23 protein-coding genes and 1 pseudogene are annotated in these 24,928 nt (G+C 70.9%); 8 read left to right on the forward strand and 16 right to left on the reverse strand.

Annotated features, from left to right (window positions below):
- Nucleotides 1–122: 122 nt before the first annotated feature.
- From DEIGR_RS21620 to DEIGR_RS14240, 4 genes and pseudogenes are all read right to left on the reverse strand, one after another.
- Nucleotides 123–1,688, reverse strand: a pseudogene (locus DEIGR_RS21620) (HD domain-containing phosphohydrolase); the annotation flags it as partial.
- A gap of 83 nt (nucleotides 1,689–1,771) precedes the next feature.
- Nucleotides 1,772–2,173 (reverse strand): methylglyoxal synthase, encoded by a 402-nt coding sequence (locus DEIGR_RS19760; protein WP_083524074.1) that lies wholly within the window; start codon nucleotides 2,171–2,173, stop codon nucleotides 1,772–1,774.
- A 37-nt stretch (nucleotides 2,174–2,210) separates the two neighbouring features.
- Nucleotides 2,211–3,107, reverse strand: coding sequence for a DUF1206 domain-containing protein (locus DEIGR_RS14235; RefSeq protein WP_083524075.1), 897 nt, complete (start codon nucleotides 3,105–3,107; stop codon nucleotides 2,211–2,213).
- 96 nt (nucleotides 3,108–3,203) lie between these two features.
- Nucleotides 3,204–3,689 (reverse strand): YbjN domain-containing protein, encoded by a 486-nt coding sequence (locus DEIGR_RS14240; RefSeq protein ID WP_058978239.1) that lies wholly within the window; start codon nucleotides 3,687–3,689, stop codon nucleotides 3,204–3,206.
- A gap of 121 nt (nucleotides 3,690–3,810) precedes the next feature.
- Here DEIGR_RS14240 and DEIGR_RS14245 point away from each other — a divergent pair, with 121 nt between their 5' ends.
- Together DEIGR_RS14245 and DEIGR_RS14250 are read left to right on the forward strand one after the other, a co-directional pair.
- Nucleotides 3,811–4,863, forward strand: a complete 1,053-nt coding sequence (locus DEIGR_RS14245) for a bifunctional nicotinamide-nucleotide adenylyltransferase/Nudix hydroxylase (RefSeq protein WP_058978240.1) — start codon at nucleotides 3,811–3,813, stop codon at nucleotides 4,861–4,863.
- Nucleotides 4,864–4,928: 65 nt separating this feature from the next.
- Nucleotides 4,929–5,507 carry a GIY-YIG nuclease family protein gene (locus DEIGR_RS14250; protein ID WP_058978241.1) on the forward strand — a complete coding sequence of 193 codons (579 nt, stop codon included), beginning with the start codon at nucleotides 4,929–4,931 and terminating at the stop codon, nucleotides 5,505–5,507.
- Between the two features lie 54 nt (nucleotides 5,508–5,561).
- Here the strand turns inward: DEIGR_RS14250 and DEIGR_RS14255 are convergent, their stop codons facing one another.
- The 9 genes from DEIGR_RS14255 to DEIGR_RS14295 all read right to left on the reverse strand — a co-directional run bounded on the left by DEIGR_RS14255 (nucleotide 5,562) and on the right by DEIGR_RS14295 (nucleotide 17,383).
- Nucleotides 5,562–6,431, reverse strand: a complete 870-nt coding sequence (locus DEIGR_RS14255) for a carbohydrate ABC transporter permease (RefSeq protein WP_058978242.1) — start codon at nucleotides 6,429–6,431, stop codon at nucleotides 5,562–5,564.
- The gene (locus tag DEIGR_RS14260) at nucleotides 6,428–7,552 is read right to left on the reverse strand and encodes a carbohydrate ABC transporter permease (protein WP_058978243.1); all 1,125 of its coding nucleotides are present in this window, start codon (nucleotides 7,550–7,552) and stop codon (nucleotides 6,428–6,430) included. Before DEIGR_RS14260 ends, DEIGR_RS14255 begins: the two co-directional genes overlap by 4 nt.
- Nucleotides 7,553–7,644: 92 nt before the next feature.
- Complete coding sequence (locus DEIGR_RS14265; protein WP_058978244.1) at nucleotides 7,645–8,880, reverse strand: ABC transporter substrate-binding protein; 1,236 nt, start codon at nucleotides 8,878–8,880, stop codon at nucleotides 7,645–7,647.
- Nucleotides 8,877–10,214, reverse strand: a complete 1,338-nt coding sequence (locus tag DEIGR_RS14270; protein ID WP_058978245.1) for an ROK family protein — start codon at nucleotides 10,212–10,214, stop codon at nucleotides 8,877–8,879. The genes DEIGR_RS14265 and DEIGR_RS14270 overlap by 4 nt, the downstream gene beginning before the upstream one ends.
- A 246-nt stretch (nucleotides 10,215–10,460) precedes the next feature.
- Nucleotides 10,461–12,023 (reverse strand): lysine--tRNA ligase, encoded by a 1,563-nt coding sequence (gene lysS, locus DEIGR_RS14275; protein ID WP_058978246.1) that lies wholly within the window; start codon nucleotides 12,021–12,023, stop codon nucleotides 10,461–10,463.
- A gap of 161 nt (nucleotides 12,024–12,184) precedes the next feature.
- Nucleotides 12,185–12,673: a GreA/GreB family elongation factor gene (locus tag DEIGR_RS14280; protein WP_058978247.1), complete on the reverse strand. Its 489-nt coding sequence runs from the start codon at nucleotides 12,671–12,673 to the stop codon at nucleotides 12,185–12,187.
- A gap of 148 nt (nucleotides 12,674–12,821) precedes the next feature.
- Nucleotides 12,822–13,979 (reverse strand): MFS transporter, encoded by a 1,158-nt coding sequence (locus DEIGR_RS14285; protein ID WP_236704757.1) that lies wholly within the window; start codon nucleotides 13,977–13,979, stop codon nucleotides 12,822–12,824.
- Nucleotides 13,980–14,071: 92 nt separating this feature from the next.
- A complete protein-coding gene (locus DEIGR_RS14290; protein WP_058978248.1) occupies nucleotides 14,072–15,028 on the reverse strand; it encodes a hypothetical protein in 957 nt (318 codons plus the stop codon).
- A gap of 60 nt (nucleotides 15,029–15,088) precedes the next feature.
- Complete coding sequence (locus DEIGR_RS14295; protein WP_058978249.1) at nucleotides 15,089–17,383, reverse strand: endonuclease MutS2; 2,295 nt, start codon at nucleotides 17,381–17,383, stop codon at nucleotides 15,089–15,091.
- A 112-nt stretch (nucleotides 17,384–17,495) separates the two neighbouring features.
- On the opposite strand from DEIGR_RS14295, the gene DEIGR_RS14300 reads away from it, so the two are divergent.
- Both DEIGR_RS14300 and DEIGR_RS14305 read left to right on the forward strand, forming a co-directional pair.
- On the forward strand, nucleotides 17,496–17,954 hold the full coding sequence (locus tag DEIGR_RS14300; RefSeq protein ID WP_058978250.1) for a DIP1984 family protein: 459 nt from the start codon (nucleotides 17,496–17,498) through the stop codon (nucleotides 17,952–17,954).
- Between the two features lie 303 nt (nucleotides 17,955–18,257).
- On the forward strand, nucleotides 18,258–18,611 hold the full coding sequence (locus tag DEIGR_RS14305; protein ID WP_058978251.1) for a hypothetical protein: 354 nt from the start codon (nucleotides 18,258–18,260) through the stop codon (nucleotides 18,609–18,611).
- A 72-nt stretch (nucleotides 18,612–18,683) separates the two neighbouring features.
- Here DEIGR_RS14305 and DEIGR_RS14310 read toward each other — a convergent pair whose 3' ends face one another.
- Entirely contained in the window at nucleotides 18,684–19,673 is a 990-nt protein-coding gene (locus tag DEIGR_RS14310; protein WP_153013754.1) for a hypothetical protein, read from the reverse strand.
- 93 nt (nucleotides 19,674–19,766) lie between these two features.
- On the reverse strand, nucleotides 19,767–21,053 hold the full coding sequence (locus tag DEIGR_RS14315; RefSeq protein WP_058978253.1) for a replication-associated recombination protein A: 1,287 nt from the start codon (nucleotides 21,051–21,053) through the stop codon (nucleotides 19,767–19,769).
- An 85-nt stretch (nucleotides 21,054–21,138) separates the two neighbouring features.
- On the opposite strand from DEIGR_RS14315, the gene DEIGR_RS14320 reads away from it, so the two are divergent.
- On the forward strand, nucleotides 21,139–21,408 hold the full coding sequence (locus DEIGR_RS14320) for a hypothetical protein (protein WP_058978254.1): 270 nt from the start codon (nucleotides 21,139–21,141) through the stop codon (nucleotides 21,406–21,408).
- A gap of 60 nt (nucleotides 21,409–21,468) precedes the next feature.
- On the opposite strand, the gene DEIGR_RS14325 is transcribed toward DEIGR_RS14320, so the two are convergent.
- The gene (locus tag DEIGR_RS14325) at nucleotides 21,469–22,725 is read right to left on the reverse strand and encodes an MFS transporter (RefSeq protein WP_407638329.1); all 1,257 of its coding nucleotides are present in this window, start codon (nucleotides 22,723–22,725) and stop codon (nucleotides 21,469–21,471) included.
- 50 nt (nucleotides 22,726–22,775) lie between these two features.
- Between DEIGR_RS14325 and DEIGR_RS14330 the strand changes: the two genes are divergently transcribed.
- The 3 genes from DEIGR_RS14330 (at nucleotide 22,776) to DEIGR_RS14340 (ending at nucleotide 24,909) form a co-directional block, all read left to right on the forward strand.
- Complete coding sequence (locus DEIGR_RS14330; protein ID WP_058978255.1) at nucleotides 22,776–23,678, forward strand: MBL fold metallo-hydrolase; 903 nt, start codon at nucleotides 22,776–22,778, stop codon at nucleotides 23,676–23,678.
- A gap of 48 nt (nucleotides 23,679–23,726) precedes the next feature.
- A complete protein-coding gene (locus DEIGR_RS14335; RefSeq protein WP_058978256.1) occupies nucleotides 23,727–24,344 on the forward strand; it encodes a Dps family protein in 618 nt (205 codons plus the stop codon).
- A 73-nt stretch (nucleotides 24,345–24,417) separates the two neighbouring features.
- On the forward strand, nucleotides 24,418–24,909 hold the full coding sequence (locus DEIGR_RS14340; protein ID WP_058978257.1) for a DUF4385 domain-containing protein: 492 nt from the start codon (nucleotides 24,418–24,420) through the stop codon (nucleotides 24,907–24,909).
- Nucleotides 24,910–24,928: the final 19 nt, after the last annotated feature.

A 24,928-nucleotide genomic window follows, 5' to 3' on the forward strand; every position in this document is an offset into this window, starting at 1 on the left:
GGGAGGGCGTCGCGGGGGGGCAGCTGCGCGGCGGCGTGCAGGTCCGTGACGGCCTGCACGCACGCCGGATCGAAGAGCGTCCCGGCGTGCTGGCGCAGGTATGCCAGGGCGTCCGCGTCGGTCCAGGCGGGTTTGTACGGGCGGGCGCTGATGAGCGCGTCGAAGGTGTCCACGACCCGCACGATCCGTCCGCCCAGCGGGATGTCCGCGCCGCGCAGCGCGCGGGGGTAGCCGCTGCCGTTCCAGCATTCGTGGTGGGACAGCGCGATCTGCGCGGCGAGGTGCAGCAGCGGGCCGCCGTCGGCCGCGCCGGGCTGCGTGAGCAGCTGCGCGCCCAGGGCGGTGTGCGTGGCGATGATGTCGCGCTCGTCGGGGGTCAGCGGGCCTTCCTTCAGGAGGATCGCGTCGGGAATGCCGATCTTGCCGACGTCGTGCAGCCGGGCGGCCAGGCCGAGTTCCTCGGCGTGCGCGGCGGGCAGGCCCAGGTGGCGGGCCACGGCGGTCGTGGCGTCCCCCACCCAGCGGGTGTGGGGGCCCAGCGGGGCGTCGCGGAACTCGGCGGCGCTGGCGAGCAGGTCGATCACGGCCCGCTGGCTGCGGCGCAGTTCCTGCGTGCGGACCTGCACGAGCGCCTCGAGTTCGTCGTTGCGCTGGCGGTGCAGCCGGGCCTCGTGCCGGGTGGCGTCCAGGGCCACGCGGGCCTGCGCGGCGCGGGCGCGTTCCTGCCGGTGGGCGTGGCGGGTGTGGGCGTCCAGCTGGTGGTACGCGCGGTGGTGCGTCAGGGCGCCGGGGTAGTCGCCCAGCTGCGCGCAGACGTCACTGGCGACCAGGTGCAGCGCGGCGTGCTCGTGCGGGTGGGCGGGCGCGGCGGGGTCGCGCAGCGCGGCCTGCACGGTGGCCTGCGCCTGCGCGGCCCGCCCGAGGTCCAGCGCGGCGCGGGCCTGCGCCGCCTGGGCGCGCAGCGCGGCGCGGATCTGGCCGCTGGCGCGCAGCAGCGGTTCGGCCTCGCGCGCGGCGTGCAGGGCTGCCGCGGGCTGCTGCTGGTGCAGGTACAGCTGCGCCAGGGCCGCCCAGCTCTCGCCGCCGAGCGGTTCGAGGGGCGCCAGCGCGGCGAGTTCCTGCGCGCGGCGGGTCAGGCTGGCGGGCTGCTCGTGCCGCGGGAGGTCCAGTTCGCTCAGGGTCAGGCGGACCAGGGTGCGGGTCAGGTCGGGGTGGCGGTGGGCGCGGCGCAGGTGCAGGCTGGCGCGCAGCGTGTCGCACGCGGCGTGCGCTTCGCCCTGCGCGGCGTGCAGCGTGGCGAGGTCGTCCAGCAGGTCGAGTTGCAGGGTCAGGTCGTCCGCGTCCCGCGCGAGGCGCAGCGCGAGCGCGAGGTACTCCTGCGCCTCGGTGTCGTTGGCGAGGTTCAGGTGCGCGCAGGCCGCCTCACGCCACGCGCGGGCCTGCGCGTGCGGGTCGTGCCCCAGGTACGCGACGCTCTCGAGGAGCACGCCCAGCGCCTCGCGGGGGCGGCCCAGGCGGTTCAGGGCGGTTCCCTGACCGTACAGGGCCGCGGCCAGCCGGTGGTCGTCCCCCTGGTGGCGGGCGTGGTCGGCGCGGCCGTGCGCGTCGTGCAGCGCGGCCTCCCAGCGTTGCCGGTCCGCGCGGCTCAGGGCGTCCGGGGTGGCGCAGGGAAGGCTGGTCCAGGTCATGCCTGCGTCATCACATCACCCGCAGGGCGAAAACGCATTCACCTGACAGGTGGCCCCCCGCCGGGTGGGGCCCCGGTCCGCGCTCAGGTGAGCTGCTCGCGCAGCCACAGCATCAGCGCCTCGGCGCTGGCGGGGTTGGTGGCCAGCGGGATGTCGTGCACGTCGCACAGGCGCACCAGGGCGCTCACGTCCGGTTCGTGCGGCTGGGCGGTCAGGGGATCGCGGAAGAAGAACACCGCCAGCACGCGTTCCTCGGCCAGCCGGGCGCCGATCTGCTGGTCGCCGCCCAGCGGGCCGGACAGGACGCGTTCGACGCTCAGGCCGGTCTGTTTTTCCAGGATGCCGCCCGTCGTGCCGGTGGCGACCAGATGAAACTGGCCCAGCACGGCGCGGTGGTTCAGCGCGAACAGGGCCAGTTCGAGTTTCTTCTTGTCGTGGGCGATCAGTGCCACCTGACGGCTGGGGTTGGGGGCCATGCGCTGCATTGTCTCACGCGGGCCGCAACGGCCGGACCGGGGCAGTTCAGGCAGCGCCCTCGATCCGGATGCGGCGGTAACGGGCCTGCACGACGCACCACACGCCGTAGCACAGGGTGCCCAGGGCCACGGCGCCCAGCAGCAGGTTCCCGCTGGGCTGGGTGCGCAGCCACGTCAGGGCCTCGCCGATGCCGACCGTCTCGCTGGCCTTGCGGTGCCACGCGGCCAGCAGCGCGAACACGCCCATGATGACCATCAGCACCCCGCGCGACGCGATGCCGACCTGACCGATGCGTTTCAGGAGGTCGCAGGTGCGCGCGGGCAGGTCGGTGAAGGTCACGCGTTTCATGAACTTCGCGCCGTAGGCGACGTACAGCTGATTGGCGGCGACGGCCAGCAGGATCAGGCCGCCCAGCGCCAGCCACAGCTGCCCGCCGGGGAGGTTCAGGACGGTCCCCGCCACCTGATCCTCGCTGTTCTGCGAGCGGGCGGCGTTCCCGGCCAGCGCCAGCCGCGCGGTGAAGACCGCCAGACCCAGGTTCGCCACGCCGCTGAAGGCGTACCCGGCGCGCTTGACGACGCCCTTGGCCTCGTGCCCCTGGTCCTCGGGGTCCAGCGCGGCGCGGATCAGCTGCCACAGCGCGTACCCGATCAGGCCCAGCGTGAGCAGCCAGATCAGCAGCGTGCCCGCCGGGAGGTCCTGCAACCGCAGCAGGGCGCCCTTGGTGTCGGTGGTCGCCCCGCCGCGTCCCAGGGCGACGCTCAGGGCCAGCAGGCCGACCGTGCCGTACACGACGCCCTTGCTGGCGTACCCGAAGCGGGCCAGGGCTTCGAGCCAGGGCGCGGCGTGGTGGGTGGCGCGCGCGGCGGCCTGCTGCGCGCCTTCCACGCCGCCTTTGAGAGTGCTGGCCGTCTGCTGGCCCATCTGCTTGAGGTCTGCCATGAGACCATCAGTCTGCATGTGCCCTGCCGCGCGCGGTTGGGGAGGCTGTTCAGGCGTCTTGAACTGGCCTGGGGAATTCCTTTACCTCTGGGCGAATCACTCGCCGGGCAGTTCGTCCTCGAAGGCGCTGACGTCGTCCAGGTAGTCGGTGATCCAGGCTTTCAGGGTGGCCTGCGTGAAGCCGCCGCGGATGGCCAGGGTGCTGTCCAGATAGTAGCTGCCCTCGTAGGCGTACGCCTGGGTGTAGTAGTTGCTGTTCCACTCGTTCACGACGTCCAGGTCGAGGTCCTCGGCGTCGCTGTAGTCCCAGGAGGTGCTGGCGGTCGCGCGGCTGCACACGCCGTTCTTGCATCCGCTGAGCCACACCTGCACCTCGTGCCCGCCGCTGGTGAAGGTCATGGTGGGATCGCGGTCGGCCTGGGCGGGTTCCATGGTGACCCTGTACCCGGCGGCCTTCAGGGCGGCCATGACGGCGGCGGGCGTGCCGGGCTGCACCTGCGTGACGGGCGCGGCGGCGCCCCCGGCCACGGCGGGCGCGGCGAGGGAGAGGAGGAGGGTGGCGGCCAGCAGGGTGCGGGTCATGCCTCAGCGTACGCTGCCGGGCGCGGGGGCGTCCGGGCAGATGAGGCGACTGCACCCGGTTCAAGTCTCTCCCCGCAACAACTCATGCTTTTCATGGTTGCCGTATGTCAACGTGAGGAGCATGACCGCGTCCAGCACCCCCTCCCCCACCCCGCGCCGCCGCCGCACCTTCGGGGTGTACATCGGCCGCTTCGAACCTCCCCACGCCGCGCACCTCGCCGTGATGCTCGAAGCGCTCCAGAGCGTGCAGAAACTCATCGTGGTCATCGGCAGCGCCCGCGCAGCGCGCAACATCAAGAACCCCTTCACCGCAGAGGAACGCCAGGACCTCATCAGCCGCATGCTCCAGGACGCGGGCATCCCGAAACCCCGCGTGCTGTTCGTGCACGTCCGCGACTACCACTACAACGAGGCCCTGTGGCTCAGTGAGGTCCAGGCCGGGGTGACCGCCCACACGCGCGGCAGCAGCGACGTCGCCCTCATCGGCCACATCAAGGACGAGAGCAGCTACTACCTGCGCTCCTTCCCCGCCTGGGAATTCATCCCCACCCACGTCGTCAGCGACCTCAGCGCCACCGACGTCCGCCGCGCCTACTTCGAAGGCCACCCCGACACCGTGCAGGGCATGGTTCCCCCCGCCGTCCACGCCTTCCTGACCACCTTCCAGACCACCCCCGACTACCGCGACCTGCGCGACGAATACGAGTATCTCGCCCGCTACCGCGCCGCCTGGAAGGACGCCCCCCACCCCCCCATCTTCGTCACGACCGACGCCGTCATCACCCGCAGCGGCCACGTCCTCCTCGTCCGGCGCGGCGGCCTGCCCGGCCGGGGGCGCCTCGCCATGCCCGGCGGGTTCCTCGAACAGAAAGAAACCCTCCTCGACTGCTGCGTCCGCGAGGTACAGGAGGAAACCGGCCTGGGCATCGGCCTCGACCTGAAAGCCGCGCTGCGCGCCCAGGCGGTCTTCGACTACCCCGACCGCAGCCTGCGCGGCCGCACCATCACCCACGCCTTCCACTTCGACCTCGGCATCGGGCAGCTCCCACGCCTCAGCGGCGGCAGCGACGCCAGCGAGGCCCTCTGGATGCCCCTGAGTGACATCCTGGCCAGCCCCGAACTGTTCTTCGAGGACCACCACGCCATCATCGAACACTTCGTCATGCGCGGGTAGGCGAACCTGCGGCGCGGCACCCGGCGCGGACCTGGCATGCTGAAGCGGATGATCGGGACGCCCAGGTGACGCCGGACAAGCCGTACTACGTGTATGCCCTCAAGGACCCGCGCCAGCATCCGGCGCGGCCCTTCTACATCGGCAAGGGCACGGGCACGCGCGCCCACGATCACCTGATCCGCCCGGACTACACCCCCAAGGGCGACCGCATCCGCGAGATCGAAGGAGCGGGCGCGCAGGTCCTCGTGAGCTATCTGGTGGAGCACCTGACCGAACCCGAGGCGCTGCGGCTGGAGGCGGAACTCATCGCGGCGTTCGGCACGCAGGCCAGCGGCGGCCTCCTGACGAACACCGTGCTGCCCTCGGGTCTGGGCGGCAAGGCGCGGCCCGGCCTGACCGTGCCTGCCGGGGCGCCAGAGAAGGCGCAGATGGGCCTCACGCTGCTCAAGGACGCCGTGCTGGAATTCGCGCAGGCCAACCCCGGCGGCGTGAAGAACGCCGAGGTGGCCAGCCTGCTGGGCCTGCGCAGCGACTACGGGGGCGGCTCGAAGGATTACCTCTCGTACAGCCTGCTGGGGCTGCTGATGCGCGAAGGAAAGATCGGACGCAGCGGCAAGGGACGGCACGTGGCGCAGGTGAAGTGACCGTAGCAAACGCACCCCACACCGGAGTGCGGGGCGCGCGGAGCGGGTGTGGGTTCAGCCCTTGACGGACCCGGCGAGCAGACCGCGCACGAAGTAACGGCCGAGCAGGATGTACACGAGCAGGGTGGGAAGCGCGGCGAGGATCGCGCCCGCCATGGGCAGGTTCCAGCTGACGGCCTGTCCACCCGCGAGCTGGGACAGGGCGTACGTGACGGGCTGGCTGGTGGTGTTGGTCAGGGTGGCGGCGAACAGGAATTCGTTCCAGACCTGCGTGAACTGCCAGATGATCACGACGACGAAGCCGGGGATGCTGATCGGGAAGATGACCCGGCCGTAGATCTGCCAGAAGCCCGCGCCGTCGATGGTGGCGGCCTCGATCAGGGCGTCGGGCACGTCGGCGTAGAAGTTGCGGAAGATCAGGGTCGTGATGGGAATGCCGTACACGACGTGCGCCAGGATCAGGCCCCAGATGCTGCCGTACAGGCCGAGGCTCTTGATGAACTGGAACAGCGGGATCAGCACGGCCTGGTACGGGATGAACATCCCGAAGAGCATCAGCGCGAACAGGGTGTTGGCCCCGCGGAACTTCCATTTGCTCAGGGCGTATCCGTTCAGGCTGCCCAGCAGGGCGCTGAACAGGGTGGCGGTGACGGCCAGGAACAGGCTGTTCAGAACGTTGCCGCCGATCTTGCTCCAGGCGTCGCTGAAGCTCGCCCAGTTCAGCGCGGCGGGCCAGTGCCAGGTGGTGGAGAGGTTGATGGCGTCCGGGCTTTTCAGCGCGGTAGCGACGAGCAGGTACACCGGCACCAGGAAGAACAGCGCGGCCAGCACGAGCAGGGCGTACATGACGACGCGACCGGGCTTGATGGGGCGGCGGGGCGCGGCGGTCGCGGCGGGGGTGGTCACGGGGGCGTTCGCGGTCATGCGTGGCCCTCCTCGGTGCGGAACTGGGAGCTGAGGTACGGGACGATCACGAACGCCACGAGGATCAGCAGGATGGTGCCGATCGCGGCGCCCAGCGCGAACTGGTTCTGCCGGAAGCTGGTGAGGTACATGTTCAGCGCGGGCACGCTGGTGTTGATGTTGTCCGGGCCCGCCATGGCGTACACGAGGTCGAAGATCTTCAGGCTGATGTGACCCAGGACGATCATGGCGCTCAGGGTGATGGGGGCCAGCAGCGGGAAGATGACGTGCTGGTACATGCCGATGTCGTTCGCGCCGTCGACCTTGGCGGCCTCGCGCAGTTCCTCGGGAATGCCGCGCAGACCGGCGAGGTACAGGGCCATGGTGTAGCCGCTCATCTGCCACACGGCGGCGATGATGATGCCGATCAATGCGAAGTTGAAGCCGTGCAGTTCAGGGGCGGGCAGCATCTTGATGTTCGGCCCGATGAGAAGGGCCCACAGGAACAGCAGCGCGGCGCATGCGCCCGCGACCAGGGTGCGGGTGCGGTCCCCGCTGCGGGCGGCGCGCACGGCCATGACGACCAGAACGAGGCCCACGACGCTGGCGGTCAGCAGCGGCAGCTTGTTCCAGTCGAATTTCCAGATGGCGTCGGTGCTGCTCAGCCACGCGAAGGTGCTGGGCGGCGCGCCGAACAGGGTGGGCGCCTGGTTCAGGCCGCCCTGGGGTTGCAGCATCCAGCGCCAGATGGTGCCGGTCACGATGAACGACAGGCTCATGGGGAACAGGAAGATGGTGCGCCACAGTCCTTCCCCGCGGGGGTTGCGGTCCAGGATCAGGGCGAGGCCCAGGCCCAGGCCCAGGCAGCCCAGGATGAAGAACAGCGTGAAGAAGATGGTGCTGACGAGTTCCTGCCGGAAGCGCCCCTGGAGGAATCCGGTGAACAGGTCCTGGTAGTTGGCGAAGCCCGTGAAGCGGATGATCGGGTTCAGCGCCAGGGCCTGGGCGGGGTCGTTGCCCCAGTCGGTCATGCTGACGTACACGCTGCGCGCGATGAAACCGTACACGAACACCGCGATCAGGATGATGCTGGGCGTCAGAACGGCGATGGACCACAGGCGGTCTTTACTCAGGCCTTTCATGCGGGCCTCCTTTCAGTGGGAAGTGGGATGTGGGTTGTGGGGCGTGGGGAAACGGCACCCACAACCCACAACCCACACCCGACGACCGGGGTTTACTTGCTGATGCCGGCGCGCACGGCCAGCTGCTGCGCGGCGGCGGCCGCGGCGGCGCTGTTCTTGCTGGCGACGAACTGGTCGATGATCGCGCCGAAGGCGCTGGTGAAGCTCTCGGGGGCGACGGCGCCGTGCACCATGCTGCCCACGATCTTGTTGCTCTTCCAGTCGGCGGCGGCGCTCTTGCTGTACGTGTTGTACTTGCTCAGGTCGCTGTCGGTGCGGGCGGCGATGGAGCCCTTGAGGGGGTTGAAGGCGTCCTGGCCGGCCTTGCTGCCCAGGACTTTCAGCCAGTTGATGGCCTCGGCGCGGTCCTTGGCGCCCTTGGGCAGCCCGAAGGAGTCGGCGAGCATCACGAAGGTCTTGGTGGTGCCGGGGGCGGGGGCCCAGCCGAAGCCGGTGTTCGGGGCGAGTTTCTTGGTGGTGGTGAAGTACCCAGCGGCCCAGTCGCCCATGACGTTGAAGGCGCTGGTGCCGTCGATGATGCGGTCACTGGCCTGCTGCCAGCTGAGGCCCGAGGCGTCCTTGTTGGCGCAGTCCATGACCTTGCCGAAGGTGGTGAACGCCCCCACGACCTTGGGATCGGTGAACTTCAGCTTGCCGGCCCACAGGTTCTCCCAGTTGGCGGAGCCGAGGGTGCCGATCATGACGCTCTCCCAGAGGTGCTGCTGGGTCCAGTTCTCCCCGACGACCAGCGGCGCGGCGACGCCCTTGGCTTTCAGGGTGGAGCAGGTCTTGAGGAATTCGGGCCAGGTCTTGGGTGCGGTGACGCCCCAGGCCTTGAGTTTGGCGGGGTTGTACCACATGACGTTGCTGCGGTGCACGTTCACGGGCACGCTCCAGGGCTTGCCGCCCTGGCTGATCAGCTTGACGAGGTCCTTGGGGAAGACCTTGTCCCAGCCTTCGCTCTTGAAGAGGCTGCTGAGGTCTTCCATGCGCCCGGCGACGACCCAGGTGCCGATGAGTTCCTGACCGGCGTGCGCCTGGAAGGAGTCGGGGGGCGTGCCGCCCAGCATGCGGGTCTTCAGGACGGCCTTGGCGTTCGTGCCGGCGCCGCCGGAGACGGTGGCGTTGTCCACGGTCACGGCGGGGTACTTCTGCTTGTACAGCTTGATCAGGGCTTCCAGGGCGGGACCCTCGTCGCCGGACCACCAGGAGAAGATCTCCAGTTTGCCAGCGGCAGAGGCGCTGGTGGTGACGGCGAGGGCGGCGGCGAGCAGCAGTGCTTTTTTCATGGTGTTCCTCCGTGTGAAACGGGTGCGTTCAGGGTGGGGGTCGGCCGGGGGGCCGGGGGTGGGGCGCGGCTGCCCGCGAGGTCACGGGCGTTCTGGTTCATGCGGGCGATGCCGTACAGGTGCGGCAGGCCCCGTGGGGTGAAGAGGGAATCGAGCATCATGGCCCCGGCGCCCATCACGCCGGCGTCCTGACCCAGGGTGCCCAGGTCGATGCGGGTGCGGTCGGCGTTGATGCGCATGGTGCGGCTCTGGGCGCTGACGCGGATGGCGCGCAGCAGCACGTCGCCTGCCTGCGCCAGCCGCCCGCCGATGATCACGGCGGCCGGGTTGAAGAGGTTCAGGGTGGTGCTGATCGCCACGCCCAGGTGGTGCCCGGCTTCCTCCCACACGGCGCGGGCCAGGGGGTCGTGCGCGGCGTGCGTGAGCAGGTCCTCGATGGTGATGGGATCGGGGAGGTCCGAGGGGTGCCCCTGGAGGCGCAGGCTGCGGGCGTGGTTCTCGATGACCTGCGCGGCGGCGTAGCTTTCCAGGCTGCCGGGGTTGCCGCTGCGGCCCACGGGGCCCTGCTCGTTGATGCTGATGTGCCCGATCTCGCCGGCGCCGCCGCGCGTGCCGCGGTGCAGGCGGCCGCCGAGCAGCACGCCCGCGCCGATGCCGGTGGCGACTTTCACGTAGATGAGGTCCTGGATGCCGCGGTGCGCGCCGAAGCGGGCCTCGGCCAGGGCGCCCAGGTTGGCGTCGTTGTCCACGAGGACTTCGAGGTTCAGGGCGTCCTGCAGGGCAGCGCGGACGTTCTCGCCGTCCCAGCCGGGCATGTTGGGGGGCTGCACGACGCGGCCCGTATCGTGGTCGACGGGCCCGGGGACGCCCACGCCGACCAGCGCGACCTGCGCGGGATTCAGCTGCGCGTCGGCGAGCACCTGCCGGGTCAGGTCTTTCAGCAGGGCGTAGGTGGGCTGCGGCCCGCGTGAGATGTCGTGAGACAAGGTGCGGCTGGCCAGGGGGCGGCACTGGAGGTCCAGGGCGTCCACGCGGGCGTGGCTGGCGCCCAGGTCGATGGCGAGCAGGGCGGCGGCGCGGGTGTTGAGGTTCAGCATGGTGGCGCGCCGCCCCACCCCGCCGGTGCCGCGCGTGCCGACCTCCTGCACCAGGCCGACGCTGATCAGTTCGGTGACGATGGAGCTGATCGCGCTGCGCGACAGGCCCAGTTCACGGGCGATGTCCACGCGGGCCAGGTCCCGGTCCCACAGCAGGCCGAGCAGCAATAGGGTGTGCCGCGCGCGGATGGCCGCGAGGTCCAGGGTGTCCGGGCTGTGGGTGTCGGCGTGCAGCATGGGGGTCCTCTGTGACCGGGGGAAGGTCAGCATGGGTCGGGGCGCGGGGAGCGTCAGCCGGCGGGTCCGGCTGCTGGGCTTGGTGGGACTTGTGTACCGGTATGCTGCGCCCCGATAATTTTGTTTGTCAAACGAACGAATTAATGGAAGCGCTTCCCGACACACTTTTCTGGACAACCGATCTAATTGACGTCAAACGAACCGGCCGGAGCAGCAGCCCCGGCCGGTTCACCCCCGCCGATTCGTTCAGCCGGCGTTCGCTTCCATCGCGTCCTCTGCCCCGGCCCCCGCGCCCTCCGGACGCAGCAGCGGGAACAGCAGCACGTCCCGGATGGAATCCCGGTCGGTCATCAGCATCGCCAGACGGTCCATGCCCATCCCCATCCCGGCGGTGGGCGGCATGCCGTACTCCAGCGCCAGCAGGAAGTCCTCGTCCTGCTCGTGCGCCTCGTCGTCCCCGGCGTCCCGGCGGGCCGTCTGCGCCTCGAAGCGCTCCCGCTGATCCAGCGCGTCGTTCAGCTCCGAGTAGATCGGCGCCAGCTCGAACCCCGCCACGTACAGGTCGGCGCGCTCGGCCAGGCCGGCGCGGTCACGGTGCACCTTCACCAGCGGACTGATCGCCAGCGGCATATCCGTCAGGAACGTCGGGTTCTGCAGCAGCGGCTCGACGTACTCGCCGCCCAGCTTGTCCAGCAGCTTGTAATCCGGGGTCTTGCGGTGCTCGGGGTGGTGTACGTCGCTCCACTCGCGCAGCTTCACGAGGTCCAGCGGGTCGAAGTCCAGCCCCGCCTGCTCCTTGAGGGCCGTCACGAAGTCCAGCCGCCTGAACGGCAGCGAGAAGTCCAGTTCGCGGCCCTGGTAGGTGAGTTTCGGCTCGCCCTTGAGTTCCACGACCAGGTCGTGCAGCAGCGTCTCCACGAGCACCATCATGTCGTTGTAGTCGCCGTACGCGAAGTACGCCTCCAGCATCGTGAATTCCGGGTTGTGCGTCCGGTCGATGCCCTCGTTGCGGTAGTTGCGACCGATCTCGTACACCCGCTCGAAACCGCCCACCAGCAGCCGCTTGAGGTACAGCTCCAGGCTGATGCGCATGCTGAACTCGTGCCCCAGCGCGTTGTGGAACGTCTTGAACGGCTTGGCCTCGGTCCCGCCAGGGACGACCTGCAACGTGGGGCCCTCGACCTCCATGAAGTCGCGGCTGTCCAGGAAATTCCGGATGAAGCGCAGCATCCGCGAGCGCGTGCGGTACACCTCGCGGCTCTCGGGGTTGATCATCAGGTCCACGTAGCGGCGCCGCGCGCGGAGTTCCTCGTCCTGCAGGCCGTGGAACTTGCTGGGCAGCGGGTGCAGGCTCTTGACCAGCGGCTGCCACGACGTCACGCGCAGCGTCAGCTGACCGGTCTTCGTGACGAACGGGAAACCCCGCACGCCGATGATGTCACCCAGGTCGATCTTCTTCGTGGGGTCGAAGTTCTCGGTGTCCTGCTTGGAGAAGTGCAGCTGGATCTTGCCGTGCTCGTCGCTGAGGTCCGCGAAGGCCGCCTTGCCCATGTGACGCATCAGGGTCACGCGCCCGGCCAGCGCGTACTCCGTTTCGGGCCACTCCTGCCCGGCCTCCCACTTCGGCGCGCCGTCCTCACCGTGCGTGTCGGCCGGGTGGGCGGCCAGCACGTCGCGGGCGTGATGCGTGCGCGGGTACGTGTAGGGGTGGGCCTCGAAACCCGCGGCCACCTGCGCGTCCAGGTTGTTCAGGCGGCTGACGGTCTGCTCGTGCAGACCCTCGCGGCGGTTGGGGGAACCATCAGACATAACCGCCAGTATAGGCCGCGCCCCACACGCCGCGCCCGCCCGACGTCCAGTTCACGGCCTGCCACAGAACGGGCCGGAGGCAGACCGCCCGCAGCGACCTGCCTCCCCAGTGCTGGATTCCGTCCGCTCCGCTCGGGTCCACGGGTGGACCGGAGGTGGTCTCAGTACTCGATGCTCTTGACCTTGTACTTCATCTGCTTGCCGTTGTCGAGGTTGACCACGAAGGTCTCCCCTTTCTTGCGGCCCATGAGTTCCTTCCCGACGGGGCTGTCCTCGCTGACGCGGGGCAGGCTGCCGCCGGTGACGGTCGCCTCGGCGGCGCTGACGACCTGCACCTTCATGTCCTTCTTGGTGGTCTCGTTGGCGAGCACGACGATCGCGCCGAGTTCCACGCGGCCCTCGTTCTCGTGGTCCTCGATGACGGTCGCGCGGGCCAGGGTGTCCTCGAGTTCCTCGATGCGCGCCTCGATGTTCATCTTCTCGCGCTTGGCATCTTCCAGCCCGGTGTCCTCAGTGTCCGAGTTGGTTTCCATCTGCTCCTGCAGGATGCGGGTCGCTTCCGCGAGGCGGTTCATCTCCTGATCCAGCGTCTTCTGGAGCCGTTCGAACCCTTCACGCGTGAGCTTCACCTGTCTGGTCGCCTGTGCCACTCTAGAGCCTCCGTTGCGCCGCCGGGCCGAACCCGGCGAGGACTTGAATCGTGGGTTGCTGAGAATTCGCCGCGCATTCTGCCACACGCCCCCCACCCTGACAACGAGGTTTGCTAGAACCCCCCCTCACACGCCCCCGGCAGCCGGGTCATCCTGAGGCCGCCGCGCGCGCGCCGCGTCGTGCCAGCGCCGTAAACAGCAGCATCAGCGCCGCGAGGACCGCGAGCGTCACGGGTACCGCCCCCGCCCCGAAGCGCGCGAACGCCTGCCCCAGCAGCCACGGCGAGAGCACCCCGCCCAGCGAGCCGGCCACCAGCAGCAGCGGCACCAGCCGCGCGCTGAGCACCTGCGACAGCCACGCCAGGGTCGTGCCGAACACCGGGGCCAGGGCCAGCCCGGACACGATCACGGCCAGCGGCGCCAGCGCAGGCACCCGCATGGCCAGCGCCAGCGCCACCAGCGCCGCGCCGCAGCTCAGCACCATGCGCGGCGCGCCCACGCGGCCCGCGAACACGCCGGTCAGGACGCGTCCCACCGTCAGCGCCGCCCAGAAGGCACTCAGGGTCAGGGCCGCGCCGGGCAGCCCCAGTTCCGTCAGGTACCGTGACGCCCACGCACCGTACCCGGCCTCCAGGCCCACGTAACAGACGATCAGCGCCGCGAACAGCGCCGCCTGCACCACCGGCCGCGCCGGGGCGGGAGCGTCCGCCGCGCGCGCCGGCGCGTGGATGCCCGGCACGCCCCACACGCGCCCCACCGCGAACGTCACCGCGCACAGCGCCGCGACCGTCAGGAACGGCCCGGCCAGTCCGCCCGGCGTGCCGTCCGCGCGGCCCAGACCCACCACCAGCAGCGGCGCGATCATGCTGCCCACCCCGAACACCGCGTTCACGAGGTTCACGGCGCGCGATCCCACGCTCGCGTACGCGGCGTTCAGGCAGGCACTCACGCCGCCCAGCCCGAAGCCGCCCAGGAAAGCCGACGCGACCGCCAGCGGCCACACGGGCGCCAGCACCACGCCCGTCACGCCCAGCGCCAGCAGCAGCAGACTCCAGGACACCCCGGCCCGCACGGTCACGCGGCGCAGCAGCAGCCCCATCAGGGGCGGCGCGACCGCCGACCCCAGGAAGTGCGCGCTGGCGATCACGCCCACCGACGCGGTACTCACGCCGAACCGCGCCTGGAACAGCCCGAACGCCGGGCCGTACATCGCCTGGATCAGGCCCAGCGTGAAGAACGCCGCCACGCCCACCGCCAGCAGCGTCCACGAGAGCGGCGGCGGGGCAGCGGGGCGGGCAGTCGTCACGCCGGGACGCTATCACCCCGCCGGGTCACCGGGGGCTGCCCCTGTCCACCCGCACCCCCAGTCACGCAGACCAGACCCGGCAGGCGGGACGCTCAGCGGGGCAGGGTGACCAGCCCGTACCGGACGTAACTCGTTCCGGCACCCGCATCGAACGCGACATACCCGACGCTGGGCCCGATCAGGACGGGCAGGCCGTCCACGCGGAACATCACGTCCCCGTCCACGGTGCTGTACCGTCCGGTCCAGTCGCGGCTGCCTCGGGTCCGCACGGCGCCCAGGCCGAAGCCGGGCGCGTTCGGCAGACGGTAGGTGAGGTCGCCGCTCGTGGAGTGCGCGCGCCCCAGACCGAAGTCCGGGATGGCGACCTCGCCGACCGCGAACCGCTCGAAGTGCGAGGCGTTCAGCGTCAGGCCCTGCGCGAGCGGGGCGTTCAGGGCCAGGGTCACGTCCAGGCTGCCCTGCGCCTTGCCCTGCACCGGGAAGGCGTACATGCGGGCGGTGGAGTACACGGCGGTGTTGACCTTGTCGAACGTCCTGCCGTACGCGGCGCTGACCTCGGACTGGGTGTAGGGCGCGGTGACGCCGCCCTGCTGGGCCACGCCGACGTTGTTCAGGAAGCGCACCTTGCCGCCGTCGACCTGCGTGGCGTACCCGACGCTGAACCGGCTGTGCGAGGCGCCGCCCTGCACCACGCCGCTCCACTGCAGGCCGCTGGCGGGCGCGTTCGTCAGTTCGGCCCGGGGCACGTTGTAGAACACGCCGGCAGCGGCGTACAGGCTGCCCAGCTGCGCGCTGAGGCCGTAGTCGGTGTACGTGGGGGCCTTCACGAGCGTGAGGCGCAGGTCGGCCTTGAGGGGCAGGGGCAGATAGCGCACGCCGAAGCCGTCGGTGGTGCTGGCCACCAGTTGCGTACTGCCGAAGCGGCCGAAGTAATCGGCAGGCAGCTGGAAGCCGCCAGCAGGCGCGGTCTGGGCGGAGGCGGGGACGGTCAGGGCGAGGCCAGCGGCGGTGAGCGTGGCCGTCAGAAGGGCAGGAGCAGGAAATCGCACCTGCCTATCCTGACGGTGAACCCTGAGGGTCGTCAAAGGCCGCCTCATGAGGGCGCCCGGTCAGCGGCGGATGTTCACGATGGTCACGCCGTGCCCGCCCTGGTTGGGTTCGGCGTCGTGGAAGGACTCGACCTTCTTGTCGTTCTTCAGGTACTCGCGCAGCAGGCGCCGCAGGACGCCCTGGCCCTTGCCGTGCACGACGCGCAGCGGAGTCTCCTTCAGCGCGTGCGCTTCGAGGATGGCGGTGCGGAGTTCCTCCACGGCCTCCTCGACGCCCATGCCGCGCAGCTGGAGTTCCTTCAGGGCGGCGGTGGGCGCGGTGCCGGTGAAGCGGGGGCCGCGCGTCTTGGGCGCGCTGACCTTGGGTTCCTGCTTGAGGCGCACGTCGCGGCGTTTCACGCCGACCTTCATGACGCCCAGCTGCACGACCAGATCGTCGCCCCGCAGTTCGAGCACCTGTCCGCTGGCGTTGTAGGCGGGGACGTCCACGCTGCTGCCCACCCGGATGGGATCGCCACGGTCCTCGCGCGGGGCGGGGGCGGGGCGGGTCTTCTGCGCGGCAACGCGCAGTTCGCGCAGTTCCTGCATGACGCGCGGGCGGGCGCTGTCCTCCTGCGCGCGGGCCCGCAGCGTCCGCACCCGCTCGACGGCGTCGGCGTACAGCGATTCGGCCTTCTGGCTGGCCTCGGCGAGCATCTCGCCCCGGCGGGCTTCCAGGGTCTCGCGTTCCTGGCGGACGCGGCCCAGTTCGGCCTCGGCGTCGCGTTTGGCCGCGGCGGTGGCGTCGAGCTGGGCGCGCAGGTCGGTCCGTTCGCGCTCCAGGCCCTCGAGCATGCGTTCCATCAGGCCCGCGTCGGGGCCCAGCAGCTCCTCGGCGCGGCCCAGCACGTCCGCCGGGAGACCCATGCGCTGCGCGATGGCCAGCGCGAACGACCGGCCCGGCTGCCCCACCTGCAGGACGTACGTGGGGGCCAGTGTTTCGACGTCGAAGCCCATGCTGGCGTTCTTCAGGCCCGGCGTTTCCAGCGCGAACAGTTTCAGGGGCGAGAGGTGCGAGGTGATCACGCCGCGCGCGTCCTGCGTGAGCAGGCACTCGATCAGCGCCTGGGCGAGTGCGGCGCCCTCGTTCGGGTCGGTGCCGCTGCCCAGCTCGTCCACGAGGACCAGCGTGTCCGGCGCGGCGTGGCGCAGCACATACCGCAGGTGCTTCAGGTGAGACGCGAAGGTGGACAGGCTCGCCTCGATGCTCTGCTCGTCCCCGATATCCACCAGCACGTCCCGCACCACCGGCAGCCGCGCACTGGCCGCCGCGACGTACATCCCGCACTGGTGCATCAGCACCGCCAGACCCAGCGTCTTGATCGTCGCGGTCTTGCCGCCCATGTTCGGCCCGGTGATGAGCAGCAGTTTCGTGTCCCCCAGCGCGAGGTCGTTCGCCACCGGGTTCTCGATCAGCGGGTGGCGCACCTCGCGCAGGTCGTACGAGCCGCCTTCCACCTGCTCGGGGCGGTTCAGGCGCCAGTCACGGGCCAGCCGCGCCTTCGCGGCGATCAGATCCAGCTCGCCGATCACGGCCAGCGTCATCGGCACCGCCGCGTCCGAGGCGAGCAGGCCCGACAGTTCCGTCAGGATGCGCCGCACCTCGGCCTCCTCGTCGAGGATCAGGCGGGTCAGTTCGTTGTTCAGCTGCGTCACGGCCGCCGGTTCCACGAAGTACGTCTGCCCGGTCGCCGACGCGTCCACGATGATGCCCTGCACCTGCCCCACGCGGCTGGCCTGCACCGGCAGCACGTAGCGGTCGCGGCGGATCGTGACGATATGCTCCTGCAGCACGTCCGCCCACTTGTCCAGCGTCGCCGCCAGCCGTTCACGGATACGCCCCCGCAGCGGCTCGATGCGCTTGCGCAGATCCCGCAGGCGCGGACTGGCGTCGTCGCGCACGCCCCCGTCGCGGTCCAGGGCGGACAGCACCCGCCGCACCAGTTCACTGTGATCCCCCAGGTCCACCGCGAGTTCCCGCAGCGGCCCGCGCGAATTCGCGTTGATGGCCCGCTTGACGGTCATCGCGCCGTCCAGCGAGTACGCCGCGTTCAGCAGCTCCTGCCCGGCCAGCACCCGGCCCTCGCCCGCGCGGGCGTGCAGGTCACGGATATCCTGAATGCCGCCCAGGCTGAGGCTCACGCCGAACAGCGCGTCCTCGACCTCGTCCAGTTCCCGCGCGATCCGCCACGCGTCATCCGAGGGGCGCAGGGCCCGGGCGCGCTCGGCGCCCAGCGTCGTGGCACTCCGCTCCGCCAGGGCAGACAGGACGCGGGGAAAATCAAGGGCGGACAGGGCGCGGGCATCGAAGGACATCTCACAGGGAGCATAGCGGCCCCCGCCCGGAATGACCGTGCGCCGAGTGGCTTAGAAAGCCTTATTCCAATTCCCTCTACACCTCTCCCCCGTCTACCCTTACCCTGCACGCATGAAACTCGCCGAGGCCCTGATCACCCGCGCCGACCTCCAGAAACGCGCCGCGCAGCTCGAGGAGCGGCTCGTGAAGAACCTGCTCATGCAGGAAGGCGAGGCGCCCGCCGAGGACCCCCAGGCGCTGCTGCGCGAGTTCATGGACGTCACCGCGCAACTGGAGGCCCTCCTGCCACGCATTCACCGCGCGAACCTCAGCGCCACGCTGCCCGGCGGGGAGACCATCACGGACGCCCTGACCCGCCGCGACCTGCTCGACCTGCGCCTGAAGGTCCTGCGCCGCGCCGCCGCCACCGCCAGCGAACGCCCCACCCGCTACAGCAACAGCGAGGTCCGCATCCTCTCCGCGCTGCCCGCCCGCGACCTGCAGGCGCAGGTGGACACCCTGGCCAAGGCGCGGCGTGAACTGGACACGCAGCTGCAACAGGCCAACTGGTTGACGGACCTGCCCGAATAGGCCCACACTGCCGGTCGGGAGCGTCCGCGCGGGCGGAGACCTACCCCGCAGCGGGGAAAAGGCTGCACCCCTGAAGACGCCGGGGCGGCGTCGCCGGACCGACCGGCCCCACCGGGCACGCCCAGCACCCTGCACCCCTCACCCGGCACCGCGCACCCCTCACGACCACGGCCTCGACGCCGGTCCGCCCCCACCCCCCGCCCTCCGCACCCCGGAGCGGCGGGGGCCTTCTGCTGCCGTCACGCCCACGCGGGAACCCGGCCGCGCCGGGCGCGTACCTGGGGGCATCCCCCAGGAGGTTTCATGACCCAGCGACCCGCCCCAACGCCCGTCCACATCCGCCTGCCCCGCCCCATCGGGGCGCTGCTCGGCCGCCTGATCGCCGCGCGCACCGTCCAGCCGGGCGCGGTCGTGCCGCCGCCCGCCGCGCTGAACGTCACGCGCCGCACGCTGCTGTCCTTCAAGACCGAGGCCTGCGTGGCGTGCGACACGCTGGACGTGTTCCTGGGGCAGCTGGCGCACACGCACGGGCTGGACCTGCGTGTGATCGACGCGCGACGCGGCGACCTGCCCCCCACGCGTACGGGGACGCGCTGCACCTCGACACGGACGGCAGCCTGCGCCGCCCATACCGCGTGCACGCCTTCCCCACCCTGATCCTGACCGGCCCGGACGGACACATCGAAGCGGTCGTGACCAGCGTGCCCGAACAGGACGCGCAGGCCACCGTCACGCGGAGCCTGGGACTGGCCTGAACCCGGCGCGGGCGGCGTCCAGTGCGTCTATGAAGGCGCGTGGGTCGTCCACGCTCAGGCTGACCGCCCCTGTCACCTGTGGCCGCCCCAGGAACCCGTACAGCGTGACGGGCCGCGCGAACCGCAGTGTCACGTTCGCGCGTGCCTGACGGTGCAGGGGCAGCACGCCCGCCTCACTGGGCGCGCCCGCCTGCACCTGCGCGAGATCACTCAGGGCCACGCTGCCGGTCCAGAGCAGGCCCGCGTTCAGGTGCAGCCGCTCGCCCAGCACCACCCCCCGCGCCCGCAGGGCCCGCAGCTGCCCCGCGCACCACAGTGCGCCCAGCACGTTCACGAGCAGATGCACCAGCGCCGCCCGTTCATCCCGCGCCGCCAGCAGGAAGTGCACCGGCACGGCCTCCAGGACACTCAGGAAGATCAGCAGCGTGAACGCCGCGCCCGCCCCCGTGGACGACCGGAATGCCGTACCACTCGGACCACGCGCCCTGCCCAGCAGGTGCGCCCACACCGCCGCCTCCCACGCCAGCCACGCCCCCAGGCCCGAGCGGGGCGTCACGCGCGACCACGACACGATCCGCCGCTCCAGGCCCTCCAGCCGCGCCGCGCCCGCCGGGAGGGGCCGCGTCAGGCCGAACGCCACCACGCCCAGCCCCACCAGCCCCAGCGCCGCGGCGACCGGCCACCACCCGCGCGACAGCGGCAGCAGCAGCCACGCCACCAGCACGCCCCGCACGAGCACCCACGCCAGCGCCTCCGGGTGCCGCTCGCCCCGCAACCGCGTGCGGGACGCGATCAGCGCCGCACTCACCGTCAGGTCGAACAGCGCCAGCCCCACCAGCCAGGGCCGCACCTCCGGCGGCACCCGACCCGCCAGCAGGAACACCAGTGCCACCGTCACGCCCGGCAGCACCCACTCCGCATTCAGCCGCACCCACGCCTGCCCTGCCACCGGCACTACCAGCATCACGACCCCCCAGGACCACCCGGTACCGGGCGCCCACACGCACTTGACGTACGGTCACCGTACCCGGCGCGCGGGGCCGGATTGTCCCGGCGGTCAGTCCAGCGCGGCCTCCCCCTCGCCGTGTGCGTCCCGGAGTTTGCGCCAGCGGTCGGCGACCCGGGCCTCCCAGCCCTCGCCGGTGGGGGCGTAGAGCCCCAGTTGCACGCCGTCGGGGAGGTAGTTCTGGGCGAATGACCCTTCGGGGTCGTCGAAGTAGTACGCGTACCCTTTGCCGTAGCCCTGCTGGCGCATGAGGGCGGTGGGGGCGTTGCGCAGGTGCAGCGGGATGGGCAGGCTTTCTCCGTCGCGGACGGCGTTCAGGGCGTTCTTCCACGCCACGTACACGCTGTTGCTCTTGGGGGCCAGGGCGAGGTACACGACCGCCTGCGCCAGCGCGAGGTCGCCTTCGGGGCTGCCGAGGAATTCGACGGTGTCCCGCGCCGCGATGCACAGCCGGAGGGCCTGCGGGTCGGCGAGGCCGATGTCCTCGGCGGCCATGCGGACCACGCGCCGCGCGACGTACAGGGGGTCGGCGCCGCCCTCGACCATACGGGCCAGCCAGTACAGCGCGCCGTCGACGTGGCTGCCGCGCACGCTCTTGTGCAGCGCGCTGATGAGGTTGTAGAAGTCCTCGCCGTTCTTGTCCATCTGCGGCAGGTGCCGCCCGAAGGCCTCGGTGATCGCGTCTGGCGTGACCGGGTGACTCAGGGTGCTGGCGACTTCCAGGGTGCTGAGGGCGCGGCGGGCATCCCCTTCGGCGAGGCGGGCGAGGAGGTCCAGCGCTGCCGGCTCGGCGGTCACGCCGCTCAGGCCGCGCGGGTCGGTCAGGGCGCGTTCGAGCAGGCCGCGCACCTCCTCCGGCTTCAGGGCCTCCAGGACCAGCGTGCGGGCGCGGGAGCGCAGGGCGGGGTTCACCTCGAAGCTGGGGTTCTCGGTGGTCGCGCCGATCAGGGTCAGCAGGCCCGACTCGACGTGCGGGAGCAGCGCGTCCTGCTGCGCCTTGTTGAAACGATGGATCTCGTCGAGGAAGAGGATGGTCTTCTGCCCGCGCCCGCGCAGGCGTTCGGCTTCCGTGACCGCCTCCCGGACGTCCTTCACGCCCGCCGTGACGGCCGAGAGCGGAATGAAGTGCGCGCCGACCTCCCCGGCCAGGAGCCGGGCCAGGGTGGTCTTGCCCACGCCGGGCGGTCCCCACAGGATCAGGCTGCCCAGCCGCCCGGAGCCCAGCACGCGCGTCAGAGGTTTGCCGGGGCCGAGCAGGTGCGTCTGACCCACGACCTCCGCGACCGTGCGGGGCCGCAGGCGTTCGGCGAGGGGAGCGGGCGGGTCGAACAGCGTCACCCGCGCAGGATACGGGCGGGGCGCCGGGGTGAATGGGAGGCAGGGCGCGGTACCGGGAAGAGGTGCCGGGAGGCACAATGACCGTATGGACGACACGCTGCGCCACCAGATCGACCTCGCCGCCTTCCCCGCCGACGTGCAGGTCACGCACGTCCCCGGCCCCGGCATCGTCCTGCGCGCCACTCAGGGAGGGCGCGGCCTGGAACTCCAAGTCACGCCAGAAGCGGAACAGATGTACGGGGAAGGTCCCGCCCTGTCCGCCGCCCTCGCCCAGCTGAAACAGGCCGCCGCGCAAGGCCTCCCCGAAGCGCACGCGGACGGCAGCTTCGAGCGACTGGTGTTCATCGGGGACTGACAGCCGCGTGAACCCCTCAGTCGGCTACGCCGACAGCTCCCCTCAGAGGGGAGCCAGGAATCAGGTTGCGTCTGCGGGAGCCTCGTCCAGGCCGCGCAGCGCCCAGCGCAGGCCCAGGGCCGTCAGCACACCGATGACCGCCAGGGTGACCCACGGCAGGGCCGGGAAGCCCAGCCGCACGCCCGTGTCCACCAACGCGCCGCCCAGGACGCTGCCCACCGCGCCCCCGACGCCCAGGCTGATGGCGCTGAAGCCAAAGTAACTGCCGACCAGGGCGGGCGGCGCGAAGCGGGCGGTCAGGGTCTGCTGGGTGGGGTACACGGTCATGGTGCCCAGCGAGTACAGCGCCACGCACGCCAGCAGCGCCGGGAAGGTGGTCGCGACGCTCATCAGGCCCAGGCTCAGGCCGACCAGCGCCACCGCCACCACCAGCGCCGTGCGGGTCGGCAGATAGCGCTCCACGGCGCGCAGCAGCGGGTACTGGAGGATCACCGCCATCCCGGCGGACAGGCCGTACAGCGGGCCGGTCGCGCCGGTCCCGGCCAGCGCGATGGCCTTCAGGGTGACCGCCACGTTGATCTGCGTGCTCAGGATGAAGTACCCGATCAGGACCAGCGTGAAGCGCCGGAAGCGGGTATCCAGGGCCGCGACGCGCAGGCCGTCCAGGCTGCGGCCCGCGCCGCGCTGCGGGCGCAGGTGCGGCAGCGTCACCGCCAGCACCAGCGCCGCCAGGAGGTACACGCTGGCCGCCGCCAGCGCCGCCGAACGGAAGCCCAGGCCCAGCAGCGCCGCGCCGATCAGCGGGCCGGTCACCATCCCGGCGTTTCCGGACAGGCTGGTCAGGCTGAACATCCGCGTGCGGTGCTCCTCACGCGTCACCTGCGTGATCGCGGCACTCTTGGGCGCGTCGAACAGCCCGCCGCCCACCCCGGCCAGCACCGCCGCCGCGAGCAGCACGCCCAGCGAGTCCGCGAAGCCCATCCACGCGAAGCCCGCCGTGCGCAGCAGGCACCCCGCCAGGATGAGCGGTTTCGGCCCCAGCCGGTCCGACCACGCCCCGCCGAACACCGTCAGGCCCTGCTGCGTCAGCTGCCGCAATCCCAGCACCAGCCCCACGCTCGCGGCACTCCAGCCCAGCCCGCCACCCGCCGCAGGCCCACTGAAGTGCACGGTGACCAGCGGAATCACCGCGAAGAACCCGCCCCACATCAGGAAGTTCGACGCGATCAGTCCCGCCTGCGCCGCCGACACCCGGAACGGCGCGGGCTCCGGCGCGGGCGGCGGCGTAGACGGGATCGTGGACACGGACGCACTCACGCCGCGCAGGCTACACCCGCCCCGCGCGCCCCGGGGGTACGCTGTCCCGCATGAGCAGCCTGTCTCCCCTGGCCCCCGGTGTTCATTTCCTGCCGGGCGCGGTGAATTCGCTGGTGCTGGAGGACGGGCGGGGTGGGGCGCTGCTGGTGGATACCGGGCTGGACGACGGGCACGCCCGGAAGCTGCTGCGTGGCATAGCCGAGCTTGGCCTGACGCCGACCGGGATTCTGAACACGCACAGTCACGCGGATCATCACGGGGGGAACGCGTTCATCCTGAAGAAATTCCCGGAGTTGAAGGTGTTCGCACCGCCGCTGGAGGACGCGATCATCACGCACCCGATCCTCGAACCGATCGGGCTGTTCGGTGCGCGGCCCCCGAAGGTGTTGCAGTCGAAGTTCCTGCTGGCGCCGCCCAGTCCGGCGCGGCTGGCACCCGAGCCGGGCCTGACGCGGATCGGTGGGGTGAGCCTGGAGCTGATCGAGGTGGCGGGGCACGCGAGCCTGATGTACGCGGTGCGGGTGGGCGGCGTGCTGTACGCGGCGGACGCGCTGTTCGGCCCGGAGGCGCTGGCGAAGCATCCGCTGGTGTTCTGCCAGGATTCGGCATTGCAGAAGGAGGCGGCGGCGCGCCTGGGTGAACTGGAGGGCGTGGCGGTGACCCTGCCGGGGCACGGTGACCCGACCGGGGACCTGCCGGGGCTGGTCGCGGCGAACCTGTCGGCGCTGGAGCGCGTGACGGACGCGGTGCGCGCGGCGGTCCGCGCCGGGGAGGCGGGAGTGGATGACCTGCTGGCCCGCGTGTGCGACGCGCTGGGCGTGCAGATGACGAACGCGGGCGCGGTGGTCCTGAACCGCGCGGTGGTCAGCGCGCACCTGACCGAGCTGCTGGAACGCGGCGAGGTGGGCCTGCGCGTGGTGGGGAACCGGCTGGTGTTCTTCCCGGAAGCGTAAAGGTTTCCCGTATGGGCGCGCGTGGGGGCGCGGGGGTACGGTGACCGCATGACCAAGAAGAGCAAGGCCGCCCCGAAGAAAGCCGACACCAAGGCCACGAGTGACGGCAAGGCCCCGACCGGCAAGGCCAGCGGCGCGGCGAAGGCCGACGCGGCGCACCTGAGCACCACGAACAACGCGCTCGTGGACCACGCCTACCTCTCCGAAGCCGAGTTCGGGACGGTCGCGGAGACGCTGCAGCGCAACCTCGCCACGACGATCAGCCTGTACCTGAAGTTCAAGAAGTACCACTGGGACATCCGTGGCCGCTTCTTCCGCGACCTGCACCTCGCGTACGACGAGTTCATCGACGAGATCTTCCCCGGCATCGACGAGCAGGCCGAGCGTCTGGTCGCGCTGGGCGGCAGCCCCATCGCCGCGCCGAGCGACATCGAACGCTTCAGCACCGTGAAGGTCCCCACCGAGACCGTCCGTGACGCCCGCACGCAGGTGGCGGATCTGGTGGCCGACCTGACCCGCGTCGGCAAGGGCTACCGCGACGACAGCCAGACGGTGGACGACGCGAACGACCCCGCGACTGCCGACATGTACAACGGGTACGCGGCGACCATCGACAAGATCCGCTGGATGCTCCAGGCGATCATGGACGACGACCGGATGAACTGAGCAGTTCAGCGCAGATGGCAGATGGCTGAAAGCGAAGCGCCTTTGCCATCCGCCTTCTGCCATCTGCACTCCTATGCCGAAGTTCGATTACTCCCTGAATTACGCGGAACTGGACCTGCGCGCGCATCCGGAGCTGTACCGGGTGGGGGTGGGGGAGCAGGGCGTGCTGCTGGTGCAGCCGTACAAGTCCGAGATCCTGCCGCACTGGCGCTTCGCGACGCCGGAGGTGGCCCGGGAGAGCAGTGAGGCGATCTACGGGATGTTCCTGGGATACCTGGGGGCGGGGGATTTCGTGGGGGCGGACATGGCCCGGAAGTTCCTGCAGATGGGCTTCACGCGCGCCCGGCGGTACGCGAATCACCGGGGCGGGAAGAAGTACGAGGGGCCGGTGCCGGAGGGCAAGAAGGGTCAGAGTGGCGCGCATGGCCGTGCGGAGCGTCCGCGGGATCCGGAGGACCCGGTGAAGGCCGAGTCCGCGCGGATCTTCAAGGCGAAGTGGGATGAGGCGGAGGCGAACGTGGAGTACGCGCGGCTGAAGCGGGAGCATAAGGCGCGCTTCGGGTAGGACGCTCCGGTTCGGGCGG

Origin of the sequence: Deinococcus grandis, assembly GCF_001485435.1 — a bacterium.
In the GTDB taxonomy this organism is placed as follows: domain Bacteria; phylum Deinococcota; class Deinococci; order Deinococcales; family Deinococcaceae; genus Deinococcus; species Deinococcus grandis.